This is a genomic window from Pseudarthrobacter sp. TAF60_1 (genome assembly GCF_052113505.1).
Lineage (GTDB): Bacteria > Actinomycetota > Actinomycetes > Actinomycetales > Micrococcaceae > Arthrobacter.
This window is the reverse complement of sequence record NZ_JBFRDI010000001.1, coordinates 40,781-57,856: the sequence shown is the minus strand read 5'-3', so window position 1 is coordinate 57,856 and position 17,076 is coordinate 40,781. Positions and strand designations below refer to the sequence as shown.

The window sequence follows — 17,076 nt, the reverse complement described above, 5'->3', positions numbered from 1 at the left end:
GCGCGATTGGCCTAGCGGATTATTCGCATGGCCGATCCACCCGTTAGACTCGGTTGTTGGGATTATTGACACCCATCACACCACCCCATTTACAACACAGGAGGACGCTTGCTTAGCGCATTTGGCCGGGCCTTTCGCACGCCTGATCTGCGACGCAAGTTGTTGTTCACGCTGGGAATCATCACAATCTTCCGCTTGGGTGCCTTCATTCCCTCGCCTGGTGTGAACTACCAGAATGTCCAGCAATGCTTGCACAACGGTCAGACGTCAGGCGGGCTCTACCAGCTCGTCAACCTGTTCAGCGGTGGTGCCTTGCTTCAGGTGTCCATCTTCGCGCTGGGCATCATGCCGTACATTACGGCCAGCATCATTGTGCAGTTGCTCCGGGTGGTCATTCCCCGTTTCCAGGAGCTGTACGAGGAGGGCGCCTCCGGGCAGTCCAAGCTCACCCAGTACACCCGATACCTCACCATTGCCCTTGGCCTGCTGAACGCAACGACGCTGGTGTCGCTGGCGCGTTCAGGCCAGCTGCTACCGGGCTGTGCGCTGCCGATCATTCCTGATAGCAGCATCATCACCACGATCCTGATTATCATCACCCTCACCGCCGGCACCGGGCTCATCATGTGGATGGGCGAGCTTGTCACCGAAAAGGGTGTGGGCAACGGTATGTCGCTGCTCATCTTCACCTCCATCGCTGCGCAGTTCCCCACTTCGCTTGGTGCCATCTGGACCTCGCAGGGACCGGGGACCTTCTTCCTGGTGCTGGCTATCGGTCTGGTGACAGTTGCCCTGGTGGTGTTTGTGGAGCAATCCCAGCGCCGCGTTCCGGTGCAGTATGCCAAGCGCATGATCGGACGCCGCACAGTGGGTGGTACCAGCACCTACATCCCCATCAAGGTGAACATGGCAGGCGTGATCCCCGTGATCTTCGCTTCCTCCATGCTTTACCTGCCGGGGCTGATTTCACAGTTCAACCAGCCCAAGGCCGGCGAGCAGCTTCAGCCGTGGGTTGAGTGGATCAACAACAACCTCACACGAGGAGACCACCCGATCTATATGGCGCTGTACTTCGCCATGATCGTGTTCTTCACCTACTTCTACGTCGCGATCACCTTCAACCCTGAAGAGGTCTCCGACAATATGAAGAAGTACGGCGGTTTCATCCCGGGTATCCGTGCCGGTAAACCGACCGCGGACTACCTGCAGTATGTGCTTTCAAGGATCACGCTCCCCGGGGCCTTTTACCTGGGCTTCGTGGCGCTGATTCCGCTGATTGCACTGGTACTGATCAACGCGAACCAGAACTTCCCGTTCGGTGGCACCTCGATCCTGATCATGGTGGGCGTTGGCCTTGAAACCGTCAAGCAAATAGATGCGCAACTACAGCAACGTCACTACGAAGGGCTATTGCGATGACAAAAATGTTGATTATTGGGCCGCCCGGCTCCGGTAAAGGAACCCAAGCGGAACGTATCTCGGAGCGCCTCGGTGTTGTGGCGATCTCCACCGGCGATATCTTCCGCGCCAATGTAAAGGGCGAAACGCCCCTTGGCATCGAGGCCAAGAAGTACATGGACGCCGGCGACTTCGTTCCGGACAGCGTGACCAACAAAATGGTCCGCGACCGCCTCAACGAGTCCGACGTCGAAAACGGCTTCCTCCTGGACGGCTACCCGCGCACCACCGCGCAGGTGGACTACCTCGACGAAATCCTCGCCACCAGCGAAGAGAAGCTCGACGTCGTCCTGCAGCTCACTGCCGACGATGAGGAACTCGTGGCCCGCCTCCTGGGCCGTGCCAAGGAAACCGGCCGGAGCGACGACAACGAAGCCGTTATCCGTCACCGTCTGGACCTTTACCACGAGCAGACCGAGGCAGTTGTGGCCAAGTATGCCGAGCGCGGCATCCTGACCAAGGTTGACGGCATCGGCGGCATCGACGAGGTCACCGACCGCGTCATGGAAGCCATCAAGACGGCCCAGGCCGCCTGACCCAGGCAGCAAGTTATTCGAGGCTCCTCCCGGAATCCGGGAGGAGCCTCAGCCATTGAGAGGACACACCATGGCTTTCGGCCAGCCCCGTATCGAATACAAGACCAATGCCCAGATGCGCACCATGCACGAGGCCGGCCTGGTCCTGAGCCGCGCACTGGACGCCGCCGTCGCCGCGGCCGTGCCCGGCGTCACCACCAAGCACCTGGACGACGTCTTTGCCGCGGTGCTGAACCAGGCCGGCGCCAAGTCCAACTTCTTGGGTTACCACGGCTTTCCGGCCACGGTGTGCACGTCCGTGAATGAGGAAGTTGTCCACGGGATCCCCGGCAGCAAGGTCCTCAACGACGGCGACATCATCTCGATCGACGGCGGCGCGATTGTTGATGGCTGGCATTCCGATTCCGCCCGGACCGTGATTGTTGGCAAAGCCGATCCCGAAGACCAGCGCCTGTCCGACGTCACGCAGGCTGCCATGTGGCACGGCATCGCGGCGCTGGCCAAGAGGGGCCACGTCGGCGACGTCGGAGCGGCGATCGACGACTATGTGTCCTCCGTCCCGGGCAAGCCGCTGGGCATCCTGGAAGACTACGTGGGCCACGGCATCGGCTCCGAGATGCACATGGCGCCGGACGTCCTGAACTACCGGACCAACCACCGCGGACCCAAGGTCAAGGCCGGCCTGTGCCTCGCCATCGAGCCCATGCTGGTCCGCGGCAGCATCGACACAGCAGTCCTGGCTGACGACTGGACCGTGGTCACCACAGACGGCCAGCGCTCCTGCCAGTGGGAACATTCCGTGGCAGTCCACGACAGGGGAATCTGGGTTCTTTCAGCGCCCGACGGCGGCGCGGAGCACCTGGTGCCGCTCGGCGTCGTCCCCGTCCCGATCCCTTAATCCATCCCTTAACCCAACTGGGTCGCAGTAGATGTCGTTATGAGCGTTCAAAACGACATTAACTGCGACCCAGTTGGGCCCCGGGGCCGCGACAGTGAGGTGCCCACCGCGGCCGCACGGTTGGAGCGAAGCGTCAGGCCTTGAGCCTGGGCTTGACGTCCTTGGTGTAGATTCCCTCGAGCGTTGCCTTCAGCTCGGTCATGGTGGCCTTCACGTCGCCCTCCTGCGTGAGGATCTTGGCGGCAGCCTTGGCCATCTCCTGGTCTGCGCCGGGCAGGAACGCGCGGGCGTTGTCCTGGACCTTGGTGACGGCCAGCTGGTCCAGGGCGATCTTGATCTGCGGGGTCTTGGCCAGCACCGCGGTCATATCAGCGGAGGTCCGCGTCGGCATGTAACCGGTGGCGGCCGAGAATGCGGCGGTGTTCTCCGGCTCGGTCATGAACTGCAGGAACATCGCTGCCGCCAGCTGCTCCTCCTTGGTCACACCGCTGGGGATGCCGAGGCCGGCGCCGCCGGTGGGGCATACCCCGGTCTTTTCCTTGGAGCCACCCGGCAGGAAGCCGACGCCCACGTTGAACTTGGCGGACTTCAGAATGCCGATCAAGGATCCGGTGGACGACAGGGTGGCCGATGCCAGGCCCGCGGCGAAGTCGTCGGCCGATTCCTTGGAGGAGACGCCGGCCCAGCCGTCCTTGTACACGGAGTCCTGCGCGGCCTGCAACGCAGCAACGGACTCGGCTGAATCGCAGGTGATGTCCCAGCCCTTGGACCAGCTGCCGCCTTCGCCCCAGAGGTTGTTCTGCAGGGTCCAGCCGGCGTAACCGGCCAGCGCGGGGTGCATAAAGGCGTACTGCGCGCCGGAAGCTGCCTTGAGCTTGGGGGCCCAGCCGGCGAACTCCTGCCACGTGGCGGGTGCGCGGTCGGGTAGACCTGCGGCGGCGAAGTGGTCCTTGTTGTAGTAGAACAGCGGGGTGGAGCGGCCGTAGGGGAGTGCCCACTGCTTGCCGGCGTACTTGTAGTCGTCCACCAGCGAGGTGCGGAAGTCAGCCAGCTTGATGTCCAGCTGCTTGACCAGCGAGTCGATGGGGATGATGCTCTCGTTCAGGTAGTAGCGGAACCACCAGACGTCGGAGAGGACCACCAGCGATGGCAGGCCGGACTTGGCAGCCTGGGCGGTCTGGAACTTCTGCGCGATTTCCTCGTAGTTCGCGCCGGCGGTCACCAGGTTCACCTTGATGTCCGGGTACTTGGCGTGGAACTTCTCGATGATGCTCTTCTCCACGTCCTGCGATTTGCCTGGGTGGTTGGACCAGAAGTCGATGGACGCTGCGGGCTTGACGCCGGTGAAGTCGATGTCGGCAGCGGTGGTGGTGGCCGCGCCTGGCATGGTTGACGGGCCGCCGCAGGCTGCCAGTGCGGTGGCTCCTGCTCCGGCTCCGGCCAGGGTGAGGAAAAACCGTCGATCAAGGGTGAACGTCATGGTGCTGCCTTTCGATGGGTGCCTTGGTAATGCGATGCGGTGGTGGATGGTGTGAGGGTCCGACGGCGGCGGCGGACTGGGTGCCCGGCGGCACCGTTGGAGGAAGTGCCCGACGGCGGCACTCGCCCGGGTGCTAGCCGGTGACGCTGCCCTGAGTCAGGCCGGCGACGATGTAGCGCTGGAGCATGGCGAAGATGATGAGGATGGGGATGATCACCAGGACGGCGCCGGCCATCATGATTCCCCAGCCTGCACCGTTGCTCTCGGAGTTCTGCAGGAGAGTCAGGCCGACGGGAAGGGTCATGCTTTCGGGTTTGTCCGTGATGATCAGCGGCCAGATGTACTCGTTCCATTCGCTGACCACGGTGACCAGGGCAACCGTGGCGATCGAGGGAACGGACACCGGCACCACGATCTGCCAGAGCCGCCGCCAGTGGCCGGCGCCGTCGATCTCGGCGGATTCAAGGATGGAGCCGGGCAGAGTAAGGAAATGCTGGCGCAGCAGGAACGTGCCGAAGGCCGTGCCCAGGCCGGGCAGGATGATGCCCCACAGAGTGTTCTTGCCGCCCATCCCGGCGATCAGGATGTAGTTCGGGAGGATGGACACCTGGGGCGGGACCATCAGTGCCACGAGGATCAGGATGAAGATGAGGTTCTTGAAAGGGAAGCGCACGAACACCAGCGCGTAGGCGGTCAGCAAGGCAAGGATCACCTTGATGCCGGAACCCACCACGGTGACGATGGTGCTGTTCAGGAAGAACTGCCCGAACGGCACCGTGGTCATGGCAACCCGATAGTTCTCCGGGTCCAGTGCCGCCGGGAGCACGTGCAGATCCATCGTGACGATTTCGCCGGGCTGCTTGAACGAGCTGAGCACCATCCACAGCAGAGGCAGGAAGACCACCAGGACGGCGACGGCCAGCGGCACATAGCCGCCAATCACTGTCTGCACCATGTTGGCACGGGAGAACGGCCGCTCACGGGGCGGCACGGCGTCGGGCGTTGAACCGTCCGGTACGACGGTGGGGGCGGGAGCGCTCACGAGTAGTGCACCTTCTTTTCGACGAACCGCAGCTGCAGCACTGTGATGACCAGCAGGATGACAAAGAGGACCACGGAGATCGCGGCGGAGTAGCCGGCACGGTTGTAGGCGCCGAAGGCCTGCAGATACGCCTCGTAGATGAGGGTGCTGGTCCCGGCGCCGAGGGGCGTCATGATCCGGATGAGGTCGAACGCCTGCAGCGAGCTGAGCATGGTGGTGATCAGCAGGAAGAACGTGGTGGGGGAGAGGAGTGGCAAGGACATGCTGACAAAGCGGCGGAAACCGCCCGCTCCGTCCAGCGACGCCGCCTCCATCACGTCCTGCGGCAGGGACTGCAGTCCGGCGAGGAACACCACGGCGCAGTAGCCAAGGTTCTTCCAGACGTACACGATGATGACCATCACCTGGGAGAGTTGGGGATCGTTGATCCACTGCGGGCTCTGCTGGCCGAATCCCCGGAGAATCCAGGCGAGCACACCGTAGCCGGGGTCGAAGATGAACAGCCACACCAGGCCCACGCCCACGCCGGACAGCACGTAGGGTGCGAAAACTGCCGACCGGGCAAACGTGGTGCCGCGGACTTTCGAGTTCAGCGCCAGGGCAATCAGCAGGCCGAGCACCATCGAGCCGCCCACGGTCGCGGCGGTGAAGACCGCCGTGGTGCCGAGGACCCTGCCGGCATCGGCGCCCGTGAAGAAGGTGACGTAGTTTTCGAGTCCGACGACGGCCGCTGACGCTGATCCGAGCGTCCAGTTCAGCGTGGAGTAGTAGATGTTGTTGATCAGCGGCAGATACGTGAACACCGCGATGAGGAGCAGGTTCGGCAGTGCCAGTGCGAGGAAGACGAAGAAGTCGCGGCGGGACCGGCCCGACCAGCGCTTCCTGTTGTGGGGAGCAGGGCCGCCGTGCGTGGCTCTGCCGGTGGCCGCCGGTGCCGGCGAACTGCCGGGCTTGGCCGTGAGCTGTGGAGTCATGGATCCCTATCGGGAGGCCTGCGGGGGCAGGGCTTTGGGAGGATTTGAGATCACTCCATCACATCGCCGGGACCCCTCAGGGCCAGATTCGGCCCGGCAGTGGATTGTTGGCCAAGGTTTCGGAGCGTGTTCACGAAACGTTCGGATTTGACGCTTCCGGCACGGGGAGCAGAAAAAGGGTGTTGAGGCGCACGGCAGAATGGAGCGTATGGGAGCCATTACCGACGTACCGGGAATCCGTGTGGGGCACGTGCAGAAGAACGACGACGGTTGGCTGACCGGGATGACGGTGGTGCTGCCGCCGCCGGGGACAGTGGGGTCGGTGGACGTCCGAGGCGGGGGTCCGGGCACGCATGAGACCGACGCCCTCGATCCCACCACCCTGGTGTCCACCGTGGACGCAGTGGTCCTCACCGGAGGCAGCGCCTACGGACTCGTCTCGGCCCACGGTGCGCAGCGCTGGTGCGAAGAAAACGGGAGGGGCTTCCCGGTGACCGGGGGAGTAGTGCCGATCGTCCCCGCCGCAGCCATCTTCGATCTGGGCCGCGGGGGTGACTTTTCGGCGCGGCCGACGGCGGACATGGGCTACGCGGCAACGGTGGCCGCCGCGGCACAACCGGAAGGTCACGCCGTCGAACGCGGCAACGTTGGCGCTGGAACGGGCGCGGTCATCGCCAGGACCTACAAGGGTGGAGTGGGCACGGCCTCGGTCACCCTGGAAAACGGCGTTGTTGTTGGTGCGATCGCGGTCGTGAACGCCCTGGGTTTGCCGGTGATGTCTCAGGGGAATCCCGAACCCTCCGCGCGCTCGGTCGTTCTTCCCTTAGACGCGCGCTTCCGGGTTCCCGATTCCCCTTCGGCAGATGCCGGTCCGCCTCCCCTGAACACGACGCTGGTAGTCGTGGCAACGAATGCTGTGCTCGACGTGGCCGAATGTAAGCGGACTGCTTCTGCTGCTCACGCCGGCCTGGCGCGAGCGCTCAAACCTTCCCACACTCTGGCCGATGGGGACACTGTCTTTTGCCTTGCGACCGGCGACGTGGCGCTGGACCGAAGCACCGAGACGGCGCGGCAGGTAAGTCTCATCACGCTGCAGAGCGCGGCAGCCGACGTCGTCCGTTTGGCCATTCTGGATGGCGTGCGGAGCGCCGAGGCGGTGAGCACTCCCGCCGGTGAATATGGTGCGTACAGGGCGGAGTAGGTTACTATGCTCGATTTAACATTTGCCGGGAAAAAGGGTAGTGTTGCTTGTTGGTTGTCTGCCCTGCTGTGCCCTGTTTGGGGCCGGAGGTGATAACCGATCCAACAAAAACGTTCGTGGTCATGTCTGGTGCAATCCGGCAGGGCCGCGGCAACAACAGTTAGCGGAGGGTATGGCCAAGAAGGACGGGGTCATTGAGATCGAAGGCGTTGTGACTGAGGCGCTGCCTAACGCGATGTTTCGCGTTGAGCTGACCAACAAGCACATCGTACTCGCGCATATCTCAGGGAAGATGCGCCAGCACTACATCCGGATTCTCCCTGAGGACCGCGTAGTGGTGGAACTGAGCCCGTATGACCTCACTCGGGGTCGTATCGTCTACCGCTACAAGTAAATTCTGGGCGGCCTCAGCACGGCCGCTCCAGTGATCAACTGCCACACGCAAAGGAATGCCATGAAGGTCAAGCCGAGCGTCAAGCAGATCTGCGAAAAGTGCAAAGTGATCCGCCGTAATGGCCGGGTCATGGTGATCTGCGAGAACCCGCGCCACAAGCAGCGCCAGGGCTAATTTCCTTCTTCTGAAGGAAAACCCTGGGTTGCTAACCCACGCAAGTAAATAAAGGCAGCACAAGCTGAATTGGGACGCATGAGCCCGGACAGCTAACCCCCGGTCGGAGGCTGGGGCCGCACAGAACGTGCGGGTGTACTGCCTACGACCTCCGGTTTATTCAAGGAGTACTGCCACTATGGCTCGTCTCGCTGGCGTAGACATTCCCCGCGAAAAGCGGTTGGAAATTGCGCTTACTTACATCTACGGCGTGGGCAAGACCCGTGCACACGAAACCCTGGCTGCCACTGGCATCAGCGCTGACGTCCGCGTTAAGGACCTCACCGATGCCCAGCTGGTTGAGCTGCGTGATTACATCGAAGGCAACTACAAGGTTGAGGGTGACCTTCGCCGCGAAGTAGCAGCTGATATCCGCCGCAAGGTTGAAATCGGCAGCTACGAAGGTATTCGCCACCGTAAGGGCCTGCCGGTCCGCGGGCAGCGTACCAAGACCAACGCCCGTACCCGCAAGGGTCCGAAGCGCACCGTCGCAGGCAAGAAGAAGGCCCGTTAAATCCTCCGGGATTTACACGGCTTTCCCCGATAACTTTCTGTAGGAGAAAAAAATGCCCCCAAAGACTCGTGGCGCGGTTCGCAAGCCGCGTAAGAAGGACAAAAAGAATATCGCGCTGGGCCAGGCGCACATCAAGAGCACGTTTAACAACACCATCGTTTCCATCACGGATCCGAACGGTGCTGTTGTCTCTTGGGCTTCCTCAGGTGAGGTTGGCTTCAAGGGCTCGCGTAAGTCCACCCCGTTCGCAGCCCAGATGGCTGCCGAAGCCGCTGCCAAGCGTGCGCAGGAGCACGGCATGCGCAAGGTTGACGTTTTCGTCAAGGGCCCGGGTTCCGGACGCGAAACCGCAATCCGCTCGCTGCAGGCCGCTGGCCTCGAGGTTGGCTCCATCCAGGACGTCACCCCCGCAGCGCACAACGGTTGCCGTCCGCCGAAGCGCCGCCGCGTCTAAGCCTTTCCAGCAGTTTGAGCTTGCCCGGACCGTTGCGGTCCGGGCAAGCCCAGCCGCGTTAAGTCTTCAGACCGAATTTCCACCACCTGTGTTGCGTCATATAGCGGATGCTCGCCGAAAGGAAACCTAAGTGCTCATTGCACAGCGCCCCACCCTCTCCGAAGAGGTAGTCTCCGAAAACCGCTCGCGTTTCATCATTGAACCGCTGGAACCGGGCTTCGGCTACACCCTCGGAAACTCCCTCCGCCGTACCCTGCTCTCTTCCATCCCCGGTGCCGCTGTAACCAGCATCCGGATCGATGGCGTGCTGCACGAGTTCACCACGGTTCCGGGTGTCAAGGAAGATGTCACTGAGATCATCCTGAACATCAAGAGCCTGTCGGTTTCCTCCGAGCACGACGAGCCGGTTGTTGCTTACCTGCGCAAGCAGGGCCCCGGAGTCGTCACCGCCGCGGACATCGCTCCGCCGGCCGGCGTCGAATTCCACAACCCGGATCTGCACATTGCCACGCTGAACTCGAAGGGCAAGTTCGAACTCGAACTGACCATCGAGCGCGGCCGCGGCTACGTGTCGGCAGCTCAGAACAAGTCCGGCGACGCCGAGATCGGCCGTATTCCGGTCGACTCGATCTACTCGCCGGTGCTGAAGGTTACTTTCCGCGTGGAAGCAACCCGTGTTGAGCAGCGCACCGACTTCGACAAGCTCATTGTCGACGTCGAGACCAAGCAGGCCATCGCCCCGCGCGATGCTGTTGCTTCCGCAGGTACCACCTTGGTGGAACTCTTCGGTCTGGCACGCGAGCTGAACACCGCAGCTGAAGGTATCGAGATTGGCCCGTCGCCGACGGATGCTGCCCTGGCAGCAGACATGGCACTGCCGATCGAGGATCTGGACCTCACCGTCCGTTCCTACAACTGCCTCAAGCGTGAGGGCATCCACACCGTGGGTGAACTCGTTGCGCGCTCCGAGGCTGACCTGATGGACATCCGTAACTTCGGTGCGAAGTCCATTGACGAGGTCAAGGCAAAGCTGGTTGAACTGGGCCTGTCCCTCAAGGATTCGCCTCCCGGTTTTGACCTCGCAGCACGCGCAGCAGCAATTGAAGAGGACGACGCCGCCTTCGGCGACGACGAACTCTAAAACAGATCTTGGCCGGCGGGCACCAGGGTGTGCCCACCACCGGCTTCCATATGAGGAGAAACAATTATGCCTACCCCCACTAAGGGTCCGCGCCTCGGAGGCGGCCCGGCTCACGAGCGTCTCATGCTCGCGAACCTGGCAGCAGCACTGTTCGAGCACAAGCGGATCACCACCACGGTGACCAAGGCCAAGCGCCTGAAGCCGTACGCCGAGCGTCTGGTGACCTTCGCCAAGCGCGGCGACCTCGCTTCCCGCCGTCGTGTACTCGGCCTGATCAGCAACAAGGGCGTTGTCCACGAGCTGTTCACCGACATTGCACAGGCAGTGGAGAACCGCGACGGCGGCTACACCCGCATCACCAAGATCGGCAACCGCAAGGGCGACAACGCTCCCATGGCTGTCATCGAGCTGGTCCTCGAGCCGGTTTCCGCCAAGCAGGCTGTTGTAGCTGAGGCTACTTCCGCTGCCAAGCGCGACGCCGACAAGAAGGAAGCTGCTGCTGCCGCTCCGGCCGCTGAAGAAGCTGCTGAAGCTCCCGAGGCTGAGGTTGTCGAGACCGAAGCTGCCGAGGCTCCGGCCGAGGAAGCTGCAACCGAAGAGGCTCCGGCCGCTGAGGAAGCTGAAGCTCCCGCTGCAGAGAAGAAGGACGCGAAGTAATTCGCTGATTGTCTTCGCATAGAATTAGTTCTATGAACCACCAAAAACCCGCGGCTCCCGTTACAGGGGGCGGCGGGTTTTTGCGTGTCCGCCTTGATTTGTCGTACGACGGCGGCCCCTTCAATGGGTGGGCGGTGCAGCCTGGCCTACGGACCATCCAAGGAATTCTGGAGGAGGCGCTGGCGCTGCTGGTCCGGCGACCCATCCGGGTCACCGTTGCAGGGCGCACCGATGCCGGCGTGCACGCGCGCGGCCAGGTGGTCCACCTGGACCTCACAGAAGCCGAGTGGCTGCGGCTGCCGCGTGGCCACGAACTGGATCCGGGCGTCGCGCTTCTTCGCCGGCTTCGGGGCGCGCTGAGTCGGGGCCTGGGCGACCTCGCCGGTGCCATTGAAGTCCATCAGGTGCAGCTGGCGCCGGTGGGGTTCGACGCCCGGTTCTCAGCCCTGTGGCGCCGCTACAGCTACCGCGTTGCCGACGGTCCTGCCCTGTGGGACCCGCTGGAACGCTACTTCACTCTCTGGCACAAGAACCCGCTGGACGTTGATCTGCTGAATGAGGGTGCGTCCCAGCTGTTGGGCCTGCAGAACTTCCTGTCCTACTGCAAGCCGCGGGAAGGTGCCACCACCATCCGCGAGCTGCAGCGCTTCGAGTTCCGCCGCGGCGAGGACGGGGTTATTGTGGCCACCGTTCAAGCTGACGCCTTCTGCCACAACATGGTCCGCTCCCTGGTGGGCTCGGCGCTGTTCGTGGGCGAGGGCGTGGAGGATCCGGGCTGGCTGCATGACCGGCTCCTCGCGAAGAAGCGGGACGCCAAGTCAGTCCTTGCCGCGCCGCACCCGCTGGTCCTCGAGGAAGTGGCCTACCCGTCCGACGACGAGATGCTGGCCCGCGCGGAGCTGACCCGGGCTGTGCGGAAGCACTAGCGGTCTGACCCCTCGATTGCTGCGCTAGAACGACGGCGGCGGGCCGTCCGCCGGCAGCGTCACCGTAAAGGTGCTGCCTTTGCCCTGATCGCTGGTGCACGCCACCCGGCCGCCGTGGCGTTCCACGATCATCTTGGTGATGGACAGGCCCAGTCCAGCTCCCGGGATGGCTGCCTCCCGGGCGGCATCGGTACGGAAGTAGCGGCGGAAGACCCTGGCGGCGTCGTCCGCGCTCATTCCCATGCCGGTGTCGCGGACGCGAAGCTGCACAAAGTCCCCGCTGGCGCCCGCACTGATGTCCACCACACCGCCGTCGGGGGAGTACTTGATGGCGTTGGACACCAGGTTGTCCAGCGCCTGCCCGATCCGCAAAGGATCCGCGTACGCCCACAGAGGAGAGGGGACGTCCGCCGCGAGCCCGACCCCTGATCGGTCTGCTTCGGCCCGGGCGGAGCTGAGGCTGCTTTCCACGAGGCTGGCAAGGTCCGTGCGTTTTGGGTGGACCTTCAGGGCGGCAGAGGCGGTGGCCGACAGATCGGACAGCAGAGCCAGCAGGCGTTCGGAATTCCGTTGCACAACCGTGAGCCGCTGGGCCGTGGTTGCCGATAGTTCGGCGTCGTCTTCGAGGACGAGGTCCACGTTGCCGAGGATGGAGTTCAGCGGCGTCCTGAACTCGTGGGAGACGTTGGAGATCAGCTCCTCGTGCGCAGCCAGCGCCTCCACCCAGCCGGTCACGTCGCTGTAGACGACCACCGCACCGTTGAGGCGGCCATTCTCGCTCGTCAACGGCCGCGCAGCGGTGGAATAGGCACGCTGGGCGGGTTCCTCGCCGGCCCAGACCAGGTAATCGGCGAAGGATTCGCCGGCGATGGCCCTGTTGATGGGCCGCTTGTCCGGCGGCAGCAGGGTCTGCCTGTCCTGCCCGAAGAGGAGTTGGTGCCCCTGGCCCGGCATTTCATCCTCCACGCCGGTGGCCTGCCGAAAGACCCGCTGCCGGTTGTTGGTTAGCAGGTATCGTCCGGAGCGGTCGACGGCGGCAACGGCGACGTCGGTCGCGGCCAGGATGGTGGTGAGGAGTTCCTCGCGTTCCCTGCTCGCCCAGAGCAGCTCCCGCAGTTCCTCACCCATTGTCCGCAGCTCGCGCTGCTGAATCCGCATGTTGAGACTTGCGAAGCGGATTGCCAGTGCAACGGCCAGCATCATCAGCGGAAAGAGGACTAGGGACGTAATGTCCGCCGCCGTGAGGTGGGGAAGGCTGACGGCAGCTGTAGGGAGCATGATCAGGAACGGGCCCACCGCGCTGAGCACCAGGGTGCTGCGGACCAGCATGCCCGAGGCAGCCAGCCAGATGATCGGAAAGACCACCAGAATAGCCAACCCAGGCAGATGGGGTGCCGCGCCGTTCCGCAGCAGGCCGATCGCCAGCAGGTCAAGCACGGGGATGCTCAGATAAGCGCCGCCGCGCATCCGTTCCCAAGGGATCACGAAGCAGGCTGCGAACAGTACGAGGTGGAGGCCGATTCCGGCCACGTAGGCGGGACTCGCGAGGAGGGACGGCCAGGTGAACGGTGTGGCCACGCCCAGAAGGCTGACAATCAGGGACAGCGGAAGCTGGCACAGTGCTACCTGGGTGCGGCGGCCGAGCTTCCGGAAGAAGTGTGCCACTCCCCGCGGTGCGGGTCGTACAGCCATAGGGATCTCCAAATTTCCCGACGGCCCCCATCCGTCACCAATGAATACCGCCACCCGGATTCTGCAGGCCGACACAATCAGCCTTCCGAATCTTAATCGGTGATCTTTGTCATGATAATTGACTTTTCAAAAGTAAACGCGGCCAGGGGTGTCATCTGGTGTTCATGCTTGTACGGTATAGAGAGTTGGAGTGGATTAGAGATTGGCGCTGGGCTGATGGGGGCCTTTTCCACCTGGCATCAGGGATAGCAATGGACGATCTTGGGGTAGCGGTAGTAATTGAAGACGATGCGGACATTCGCAACCTCCTGGAGGGGGTGCTGCGCCAGGCGGGATTCGAGGTCCATACCGCCGTCGACGGACGGGACGGCGTGGAAGTGGTCCGGAACAACAAGGCCCACGTGGTCACTCTGGACATCGGCTTACCGGACATTGACGGCTTTGAAGTCCTTCGTCGTATCAGGAATTTCAGCGACGCCTACGTGGTGATGCTGACCGGCAGGACGGAGGAGCCGGACCTGCTTTCGGCCCTGAACGCCGGCGCGGATGACTACATTGCGAAGCCTTTCCGGCCGCGCGAGCTGCGGGCAAGGGTGGCGGCAATGATGCGCCGGCCGCGGTATGAGATGAACCGGCCGCAGCACGCTCCGCGCTCCTGGGCGGCGGCTCCGGCGGCACCGGCATCATTCGGCCACGCACTGGGTCAGACTCCAGCCGGGTCAACTTCGGTCCCGGCGGGAGTACTGCAGCACAACGGACTGGTCCTGAATTACCGTACGCGCACCGTGGTGGTTGGCGAGACGCCCCTTGGGCTCACCCGCAGTGAGTTCGACTTGCTGCACACCCTGCTTCGGGGCGAGGGCGCTGTGTGTACACGGTCGGACCTGGTCCGTGCGGTCCGCGGTGACCTCTACGAGGCCGACGCGTACATCAGTGAAGCCGACGAGCGTGCCGTGGAAGTCCACATCGGGAACCTTCGGCGCAAGCTCAAGGAAGATCCCCATTCACCGTGTTGGCTGCAGACCGTCCGGGGAGTCGGCTACCGCCTGGCACCCCAGCGGACGGACGTGCCGGCCCGGCACGGCCTGGGCTGACCGCTGCTAGTTCTTCAGGATGTAGGTGTTCTGGAGCTCGAAAACCGTACTGATTCCGTGCTCGGCCACACCCGCCAAGAGATCCTGCCCCTGGACGAAGTCGTCGTGGCGGATGGCGTCCTCCAGTGACTGGGCCAGCATGGCCAAGCGGACTCCGCCCACCATGGCGGAGGCGATCCGGAGGCTGATGACGGCGTCCAGGGCCGCCTTGCGGTCGTGGGCGCGGACGGCTGCAGCCAGGCGGCTGAAGCGCTGGTCCCACATGGTGGCGTAATCTCGGGCGAATCCGCGGGCGAGTTCGGGGCCGTCCAGTTCGGCTTCCAGCTCAGCCAGGACCTCCAGTTCAACCCACCGGGCAGGCTCGCCGCCCGCCGTCGGTACGCCCGGACGCACCCCACCATCCACGTCCCCGGCGGATGCCGGATCCGCCGGGGACGTGGGAACACCCCCGCTGCTGGAGGCAATTGATGGACTGTCCATGCTGCAAGGCTACTTCCTAGAGTCCGGCCGGAGTCCATTTTCGGTAGAAGCTGTGGAAACCTTGAGTCATCCTTGCCCCTGCTTGATTGGCGGTCACTTACCGCTGAACGTGACAACCGTGTTGATAACCGCCGGCCCCAGAATTGCAATGAAAAGCACGGGAAAGATGAAGAACAAGAGGGGGAAAAGAATCATCACGGGCAGTTTCATGGCCTTTTCCTCGGCCCGCTGCCGGCGTTTCACCCGCATGACCTTCGCCTGGATCCGCAGCACCCGGCTGATGGCAATGCCGTAGGTGTCGGCCTGGACCACGGCCTGGACGAAGCTCCGCAGCTCCGGAATGTTGGTCCGTTCGGCAAGGGCCTGGTAGGACTCGCGGCGGCTGCGCCCCACCTGCATGTCCTGCAGGGTGCGGACCAGTTCCTCGGCCAGCGGGCCTTTGCCGTTTTCGCCGGCGCGGGCCATGGCCCCTTCGAAGCCAAGGCCGGCCTCCACGGAGATGAGCATCTGGTCCAGGGTGTTGGCCAGTTCCAGCTGCATTGCCTTCTGCCGCTCCATGCCCTTGCTGTACAGGAGCAGGTCCGGGATGAAGTAGCCGAGGAAGAGGAGGAAGATCCCGGCCAGCTTGATGATGGGCTGCGGGCTGCTGGTGCTGATGAGGAAGCAGAGAACGGCGCCAACGAGTCCCAGTACGGGTTTGGCTAGCAGGATGCGGCCCAGGGGCCAGCCGCTCGGCCTTCCGGCCAGCGCAAGCAGGCCGTCCAGTTTGCGGACGTATGCGGGCGGCGTCAGGCGGTAGCCCAGGCCGGCCAGGAGGCCTGCGGTCTTCTTTTCGGGCGTTTCGAGGGCCCGTCTGCCGCGGTTCAGGATGGCAACGGTGGCCGTCCGGGCCTTCCGATCGACCGAGAGGATGGACCAGGCCAGGTACCCGATGGGCAGCGAGACTAGCAGCAGCGAGAAAATCACGAGTGGACTCATGGCGTCGTCAGAACTTCAGATCGATGATCTTGCGCATCCACAGGCTGCCGATCGTCATCAGGATGACGGACGCCGCAATCATGCCCCACCCGAGCGGGTGGGTGAACATCGAGTTCATGTAGCCGGGGTTTACCACCATGAGCATCAGGACAATGCCGAATGGCATGGCGATGAGGATGTAGGCGGAAAATTTACCTTCCGCCGCTAGTGACTTGATGTGGCCCTTGATCTCGCTGCGCTCGCGGATGGTCTCGTTGACCTGGTCCAGGACCTCCGCCAGGTTTCCGCCTACTTCCCGGTTGATCTGGATGGCCTGGGCGATCCAGACGAAGTCCTCGTTCTGCATGCGCTCAGAGGTGTCAGTCAAGGAATCCAGCAGGTCCCGGCCCAGACTTGTCTCGGTGATGACGCGGCGCATTTCTTCGGAAGTCGGGCTCTGGGACTCCGTCGCGGCGGCGTCGATGGCTCGCAGGATACTGTGGCCCGCGCGCAGGCCGCCGGACAGCAGCTGCAGGGTGTCGCCCAGCTGCTGATCGAACTTCGCACGTCTCTTGCCGGCCAGGAATCCCAAGACCAGGTGGCCCACGAACGGCGCCAGAATCACTAGGAGGAAAGAGACGAACGGTACGCCGATCACCAGTCCCACCAGGGCCCCGACGATGGCCCCCGCTATGACCAGCACCATGAACTCGGCCTGGCTCAGGCGGACACCGGCGTTCTCCAAGGCCTCACGGTTGTACAGCCGGACGTTCCTGTTGGCCAGGAACCGGTCGAGGGCACCCACCGTGGTATCGGCCAGCCGGGTAAGGCCCGACGGCGGATCCGCCTCATAGGGACGGCGGCGGTCCAGGGCAATATCGGGGATCTTGGGCAGCACCAGTGCGAAGCCAACCAGGATGGGAGCAAGGAAAAGGAGCGCAGCTCCAATAAAGATCAGCATGATG

General features: G+C 63.4%; 18 protein-coding genes and 1 pseudogene. 12 read left to right on the top strand and 7 right to left on the bottom strand.

Features of this window, described 5'->3' with window-relative positions; all coding sequences use genetic code 11:
• Positions 1–108 precede the first annotated feature (108 nt).
• The 3 genes from secY (at position 109) to map (ending at position 2,892) form a co-directional block, all read left to right on the top strand.
• On the top strand, positions 109–1,419 hold the full coding sequence (gene secY / locus AB4Y73_RS00285) for a preprotein translocase subunit SecY (RefSeq protein ID WP_441867097.1): 1,311 nt from the start codon (positions 109–111) through the stop codon (positions 1,417–1,419).
• Positions 1,420–1,424: 5 nt separating this feature from the next.
• Entirely contained in the window at positions 1,425–1,994 is a 570-nt protein-coding gene (locus AB4Y73_RS00280) for an adenylate kinase (RefSeq protein WP_441867930.1), read from the top strand.
• A gap of 70 nt (positions 1,995–2,064) precedes the next feature.
• Positions 2,065–2,892, top strand: a complete 828-nt coding sequence (gene map, locus AB4Y73_RS00275; RefSeq protein ID WP_441867094.1) for a type I methionyl aminopeptidase — start codon at positions 2,065–2,067, stop codon at positions 2,890–2,892.
• Positions 2,893–3,235: 343 nt separating this feature from the next.
• Here the strand turns inward: map and AB4Y73_RS00270 are convergent.
• The 3 genes and pseudogenes from AB4Y73_RS00270 to AB4Y73_RS00260 form a co-directional block, all read right to left on the bottom strand.
• Positions 3,236–4,279: pseudogene (locus AB4Y73_RS00270) on the bottom strand (ABC transporter substrate-binding protein); the annotation flags it as partial.
• 226 nt (positions 4,280–4,505) lie between these two features.
• A complete protein-coding gene (locus tag AB4Y73_RS00265; protein ID WP_441867091.1) occupies positions 4,506–5,414 on the bottom strand; it encodes a carbohydrate ABC transporter permease in 909 nt (302 codons plus the stop codon).
• Positions 5,411–6,388 carry a carbohydrate ABC transporter permease gene (locus AB4Y73_RS00260; protein WP_441867088.1) on the bottom strand — a complete coding sequence of 326 codons (978 nt, stop codon included), beginning with the start codon at positions 6,386–6,388 and terminating at the stop codon, positions 5,411–5,413. The genes AB4Y73_RS00265 and AB4Y73_RS00260 overlap by 4 nt, the downstream gene beginning before the upstream one ends.
• 208 nt (positions 6,389–6,596) lie before the next feature.
• Here AB4Y73_RS00260 and AB4Y73_RS00255 point away from each other — a divergent pair, with 208 nt between their 5' ends.
• The 8 genes from AB4Y73_RS00255 to AB4Y73_RS00220 all read left to right on the top strand — a co-directional run bounded on the left by AB4Y73_RS00255 (position 6,597) and on the right by AB4Y73_RS00220 (position 11,888).
• Positions 6,597–7,589, top strand: a complete 993-nt coding sequence (locus AB4Y73_RS00255) for a P1 family peptidase (RefSeq protein WP_441867085.1) — start codon at positions 6,597–6,599, stop codon at positions 7,587–7,589.
• Between the two features lie 172 nt (positions 7,590–7,761).
• Positions 7,762–7,983: a translation initiation factor IF-1 gene (infA, locus tag AB4Y73_RS00250; protein ID WP_009358723.1), complete on the top strand. Its 222-nt coding sequence runs from the start codon at positions 7,762–7,764 to the stop codon at positions 7,981–7,983.
• 60 nt (positions 7,984–8,043) lie between these two features.
• Complete coding sequence (rpmJ, locus tag AB4Y73_RS00245; RefSeq protein WP_009358722.1) at positions 8,044–8,157, top strand: 50S ribosomal protein L36; 114 nt, start codon at positions 8,044–8,046, stop codon at positions 8,155–8,157.
• 178 nt (positions 8,158–8,335) lie between these two features.
• Positions 8,336–8,710 (top strand): 30S ribosomal protein S13, encoded by a 375-nt coding sequence (rpsM, locus tag AB4Y73_RS00240; RefSeq protein WP_028275004.1) that lies wholly within the window; start codon positions 8,336–8,338, stop codon positions 8,708–8,710.
• Between the two features lie 52 nt (positions 8,711–8,762).
• Entirely contained in the window at positions 8,763–9,164 is a 402-nt protein-coding gene (rpsK, locus tag AB4Y73_RS00235; RefSeq protein WP_441867081.1) for a 30S ribosomal protein S11, read from the top strand.
• Positions 9,165–9,294: 130 nt separating this feature from the next.
• Positions 9,295–10,305, top strand: a complete 1,011-nt coding sequence (locus AB4Y73_RS00230; protein ID WP_013601812.1) for a DNA-directed RNA polymerase subunit alpha — start codon at positions 9,295–9,297, stop codon at positions 10,303–10,305.
• A 66-nt stretch (positions 10,306–10,371) separates the two neighbouring features.
• A complete protein-coding gene (gene rplQ / locus AB4Y73_RS00225) occupies positions 10,372–10,962 on the top strand; it encodes a 50S ribosomal protein L17 (protein WP_441867078.1) in 591 nt (196 codons plus the stop codon).
• Positions 10,963–10,994: 32 nt separating this feature from the next.
• The gene (locus AB4Y73_RS00220; RefSeq protein ID WP_441867076.1) at positions 10,995–11,888 is read left to right on the top strand and encodes a tRNA pseudouridine synthase A; all 894 of its coding nucleotides are present in this window, start codon (positions 10,995–10,997) and stop codon (positions 11,886–11,888) included.
• Positions 11,889–11,912: 24 nt separating this feature from the next.
• On the opposite strand, the gene AB4Y73_RS00215 is transcribed toward AB4Y73_RS00220, so the two are convergent.
• Positions 11,913–13,580 carry a sensor histidine kinase gene (locus AB4Y73_RS00215; protein ID WP_441867073.1) on the bottom strand — a complete coding sequence of 556 codons (1,668 nt, stop codon included), beginning with the start codon at positions 13,578–13,580 and terminating at the stop codon, positions 11,913–11,915.
• 251 nt (positions 13,581–13,831) lie between these two features.
• Between AB4Y73_RS00215 and AB4Y73_RS00210 the strand changes: the two genes are divergently transcribed.
• On the top strand, positions 13,832–14,674 hold the full coding sequence (locus AB4Y73_RS00210) for a response regulator transcription factor (RefSeq protein ID WP_441867070.1): 843 nt from the start codon (positions 13,832–13,834) through the stop codon (positions 14,672–14,674).
• Between the two features lie 6 nt (positions 14,675–14,680).
• Here AB4Y73_RS00210 and AB4Y73_RS00205 read toward each other — a convergent pair whose 3' ends face one another.
• The 3 genes from AB4Y73_RS00205 to AB4Y73_RS00195 form a co-directional block, all read right to left on the bottom strand.
• A complete protein-coding gene (locus AB4Y73_RS00205; protein ID WP_441867067.1) occupies positions 14,681–15,154 on the bottom strand; it encodes an Hpt domain-containing protein in 474 nt (157 codons plus the stop codon).
• A gap of 93 nt (positions 15,155–15,247) precedes the next feature.
• Positions 15,248–16,132, bottom strand: a complete 885-nt coding sequence (locus AB4Y73_RS00200) for a type II secretion system F family protein (RefSeq protein WP_441867064.1) — start codon at positions 16,130–16,132, stop codon at positions 15,248–15,250.
• A 7-nt stretch (positions 16,133–16,139) separates the two neighbouring features.
• On the bottom strand, positions 16,140–17,072 hold the full coding sequence (locus tag AB4Y73_RS00195) for a type II secretion system F family protein (protein WP_441867061.1): 933 nt from the start codon (positions 17,070–17,072) through the stop codon (positions 16,140–16,142).
• Positions 17,073–17,076: the final 4 nt, after the last annotated feature.

Coding starts and splice junctions, on each gene's coding strand:
- AB4Y73_RS00280 (WP_441867930.1), top strand. CDS start 1,425: ATGTTGATTATTGGGCCGCCCGGCTCCGGTAAAGGAACCCAAGCGGAA.
- map (WP_441867094.1), top strand. CDS start 2,065: ATGGCTTTCGGCCAGCCCCGTATCGAATACAAGACCAATGCCCAGATG.
- AB4Y73_RS00260 (WP_441867088.1), bottom strand. CDS start 6,388: ATGACTCCACAGCTCACGGCCAAGCCCGGCAGTTCGCCGGCACCGGCG.
- AB4Y73_RS00255 (WP_441867085.1), top strand. CDS start 6,597: ATGGGAGCCATTACCGACGTACCGGGAATCCGTGTGGGGCACGTGCAG.
- infA (WP_009358723.1), top strand. CDS start 7,762: ATGGCCAAGAAGGACGGGGTCATTGAGATCGAAGGCGTTGTGACTGAG.
- rpmJ (WP_009358722.1), top strand. CDS start 8,044: ATGAAGGTCAAGCCGAGCGTCAAGCAGATCTGCGAAAAGTGCAAAGTG.
- rpsM (WP_028275004.1), top strand. CDS start 8,336: ATGGCTCGTCTCGCTGGCGTAGACATTCCCCGCGAAAAGCGGTTGGAA.
- rpsK (WP_441867081.1), top strand. CDS start 8,763: ATGCCCCCAAAGACTCGTGGCGCGGTTCGCAAGCCGCGTAAGAAGGAC.
- rplQ (WP_441867078.1), top strand. CDS start 10,372: ATGCCTACCCCCACTAAGGGTCCGCGCCTCGGAGGCGGCCCGGCTCAC.
- AB4Y73_RS00220 (WP_441867076.1), top strand. CDS start 10,995: ATGAACCACCAAAAACCCGCGGCTCCCGTTACAGGGGGCGGCGGGTTT.
- AB4Y73_RS00215 (WP_441867073.1), bottom strand. CDS start 13,580: ATGGCTGTACGACCCGCACCGCGGGGAGTGGCACACTTCTTCCGGAAG.
- AB4Y73_RS00210 (WP_441867070.1), top strand. CDS start 13,832: ATGGACGATCTTGGGGTAGCGGTAGTAATTGAAGACGATGCGGACATT.
- AB4Y73_RS00205 (WP_441867067.1), bottom strand. CDS start 15,154: ATGGACAGTCCATCAATTGCCTCCAGCAGCGGGGGTGTTCCCACGTCC.
- AB4Y73_RS00200 (WP_441867064.1), bottom strand. CDS start 16,132: ATGAGTCCACTCGTGATTTTCTCGCTGCTGCTAGTCTCGCTGCCCATC.
- AB4Y73_RS00195 (WP_441867061.1), bottom strand. CDS start 17,072: ATGCTGATCTTTATTGGAGCTGCGCTCCTTTTCCTTGCTCCCATCCTG.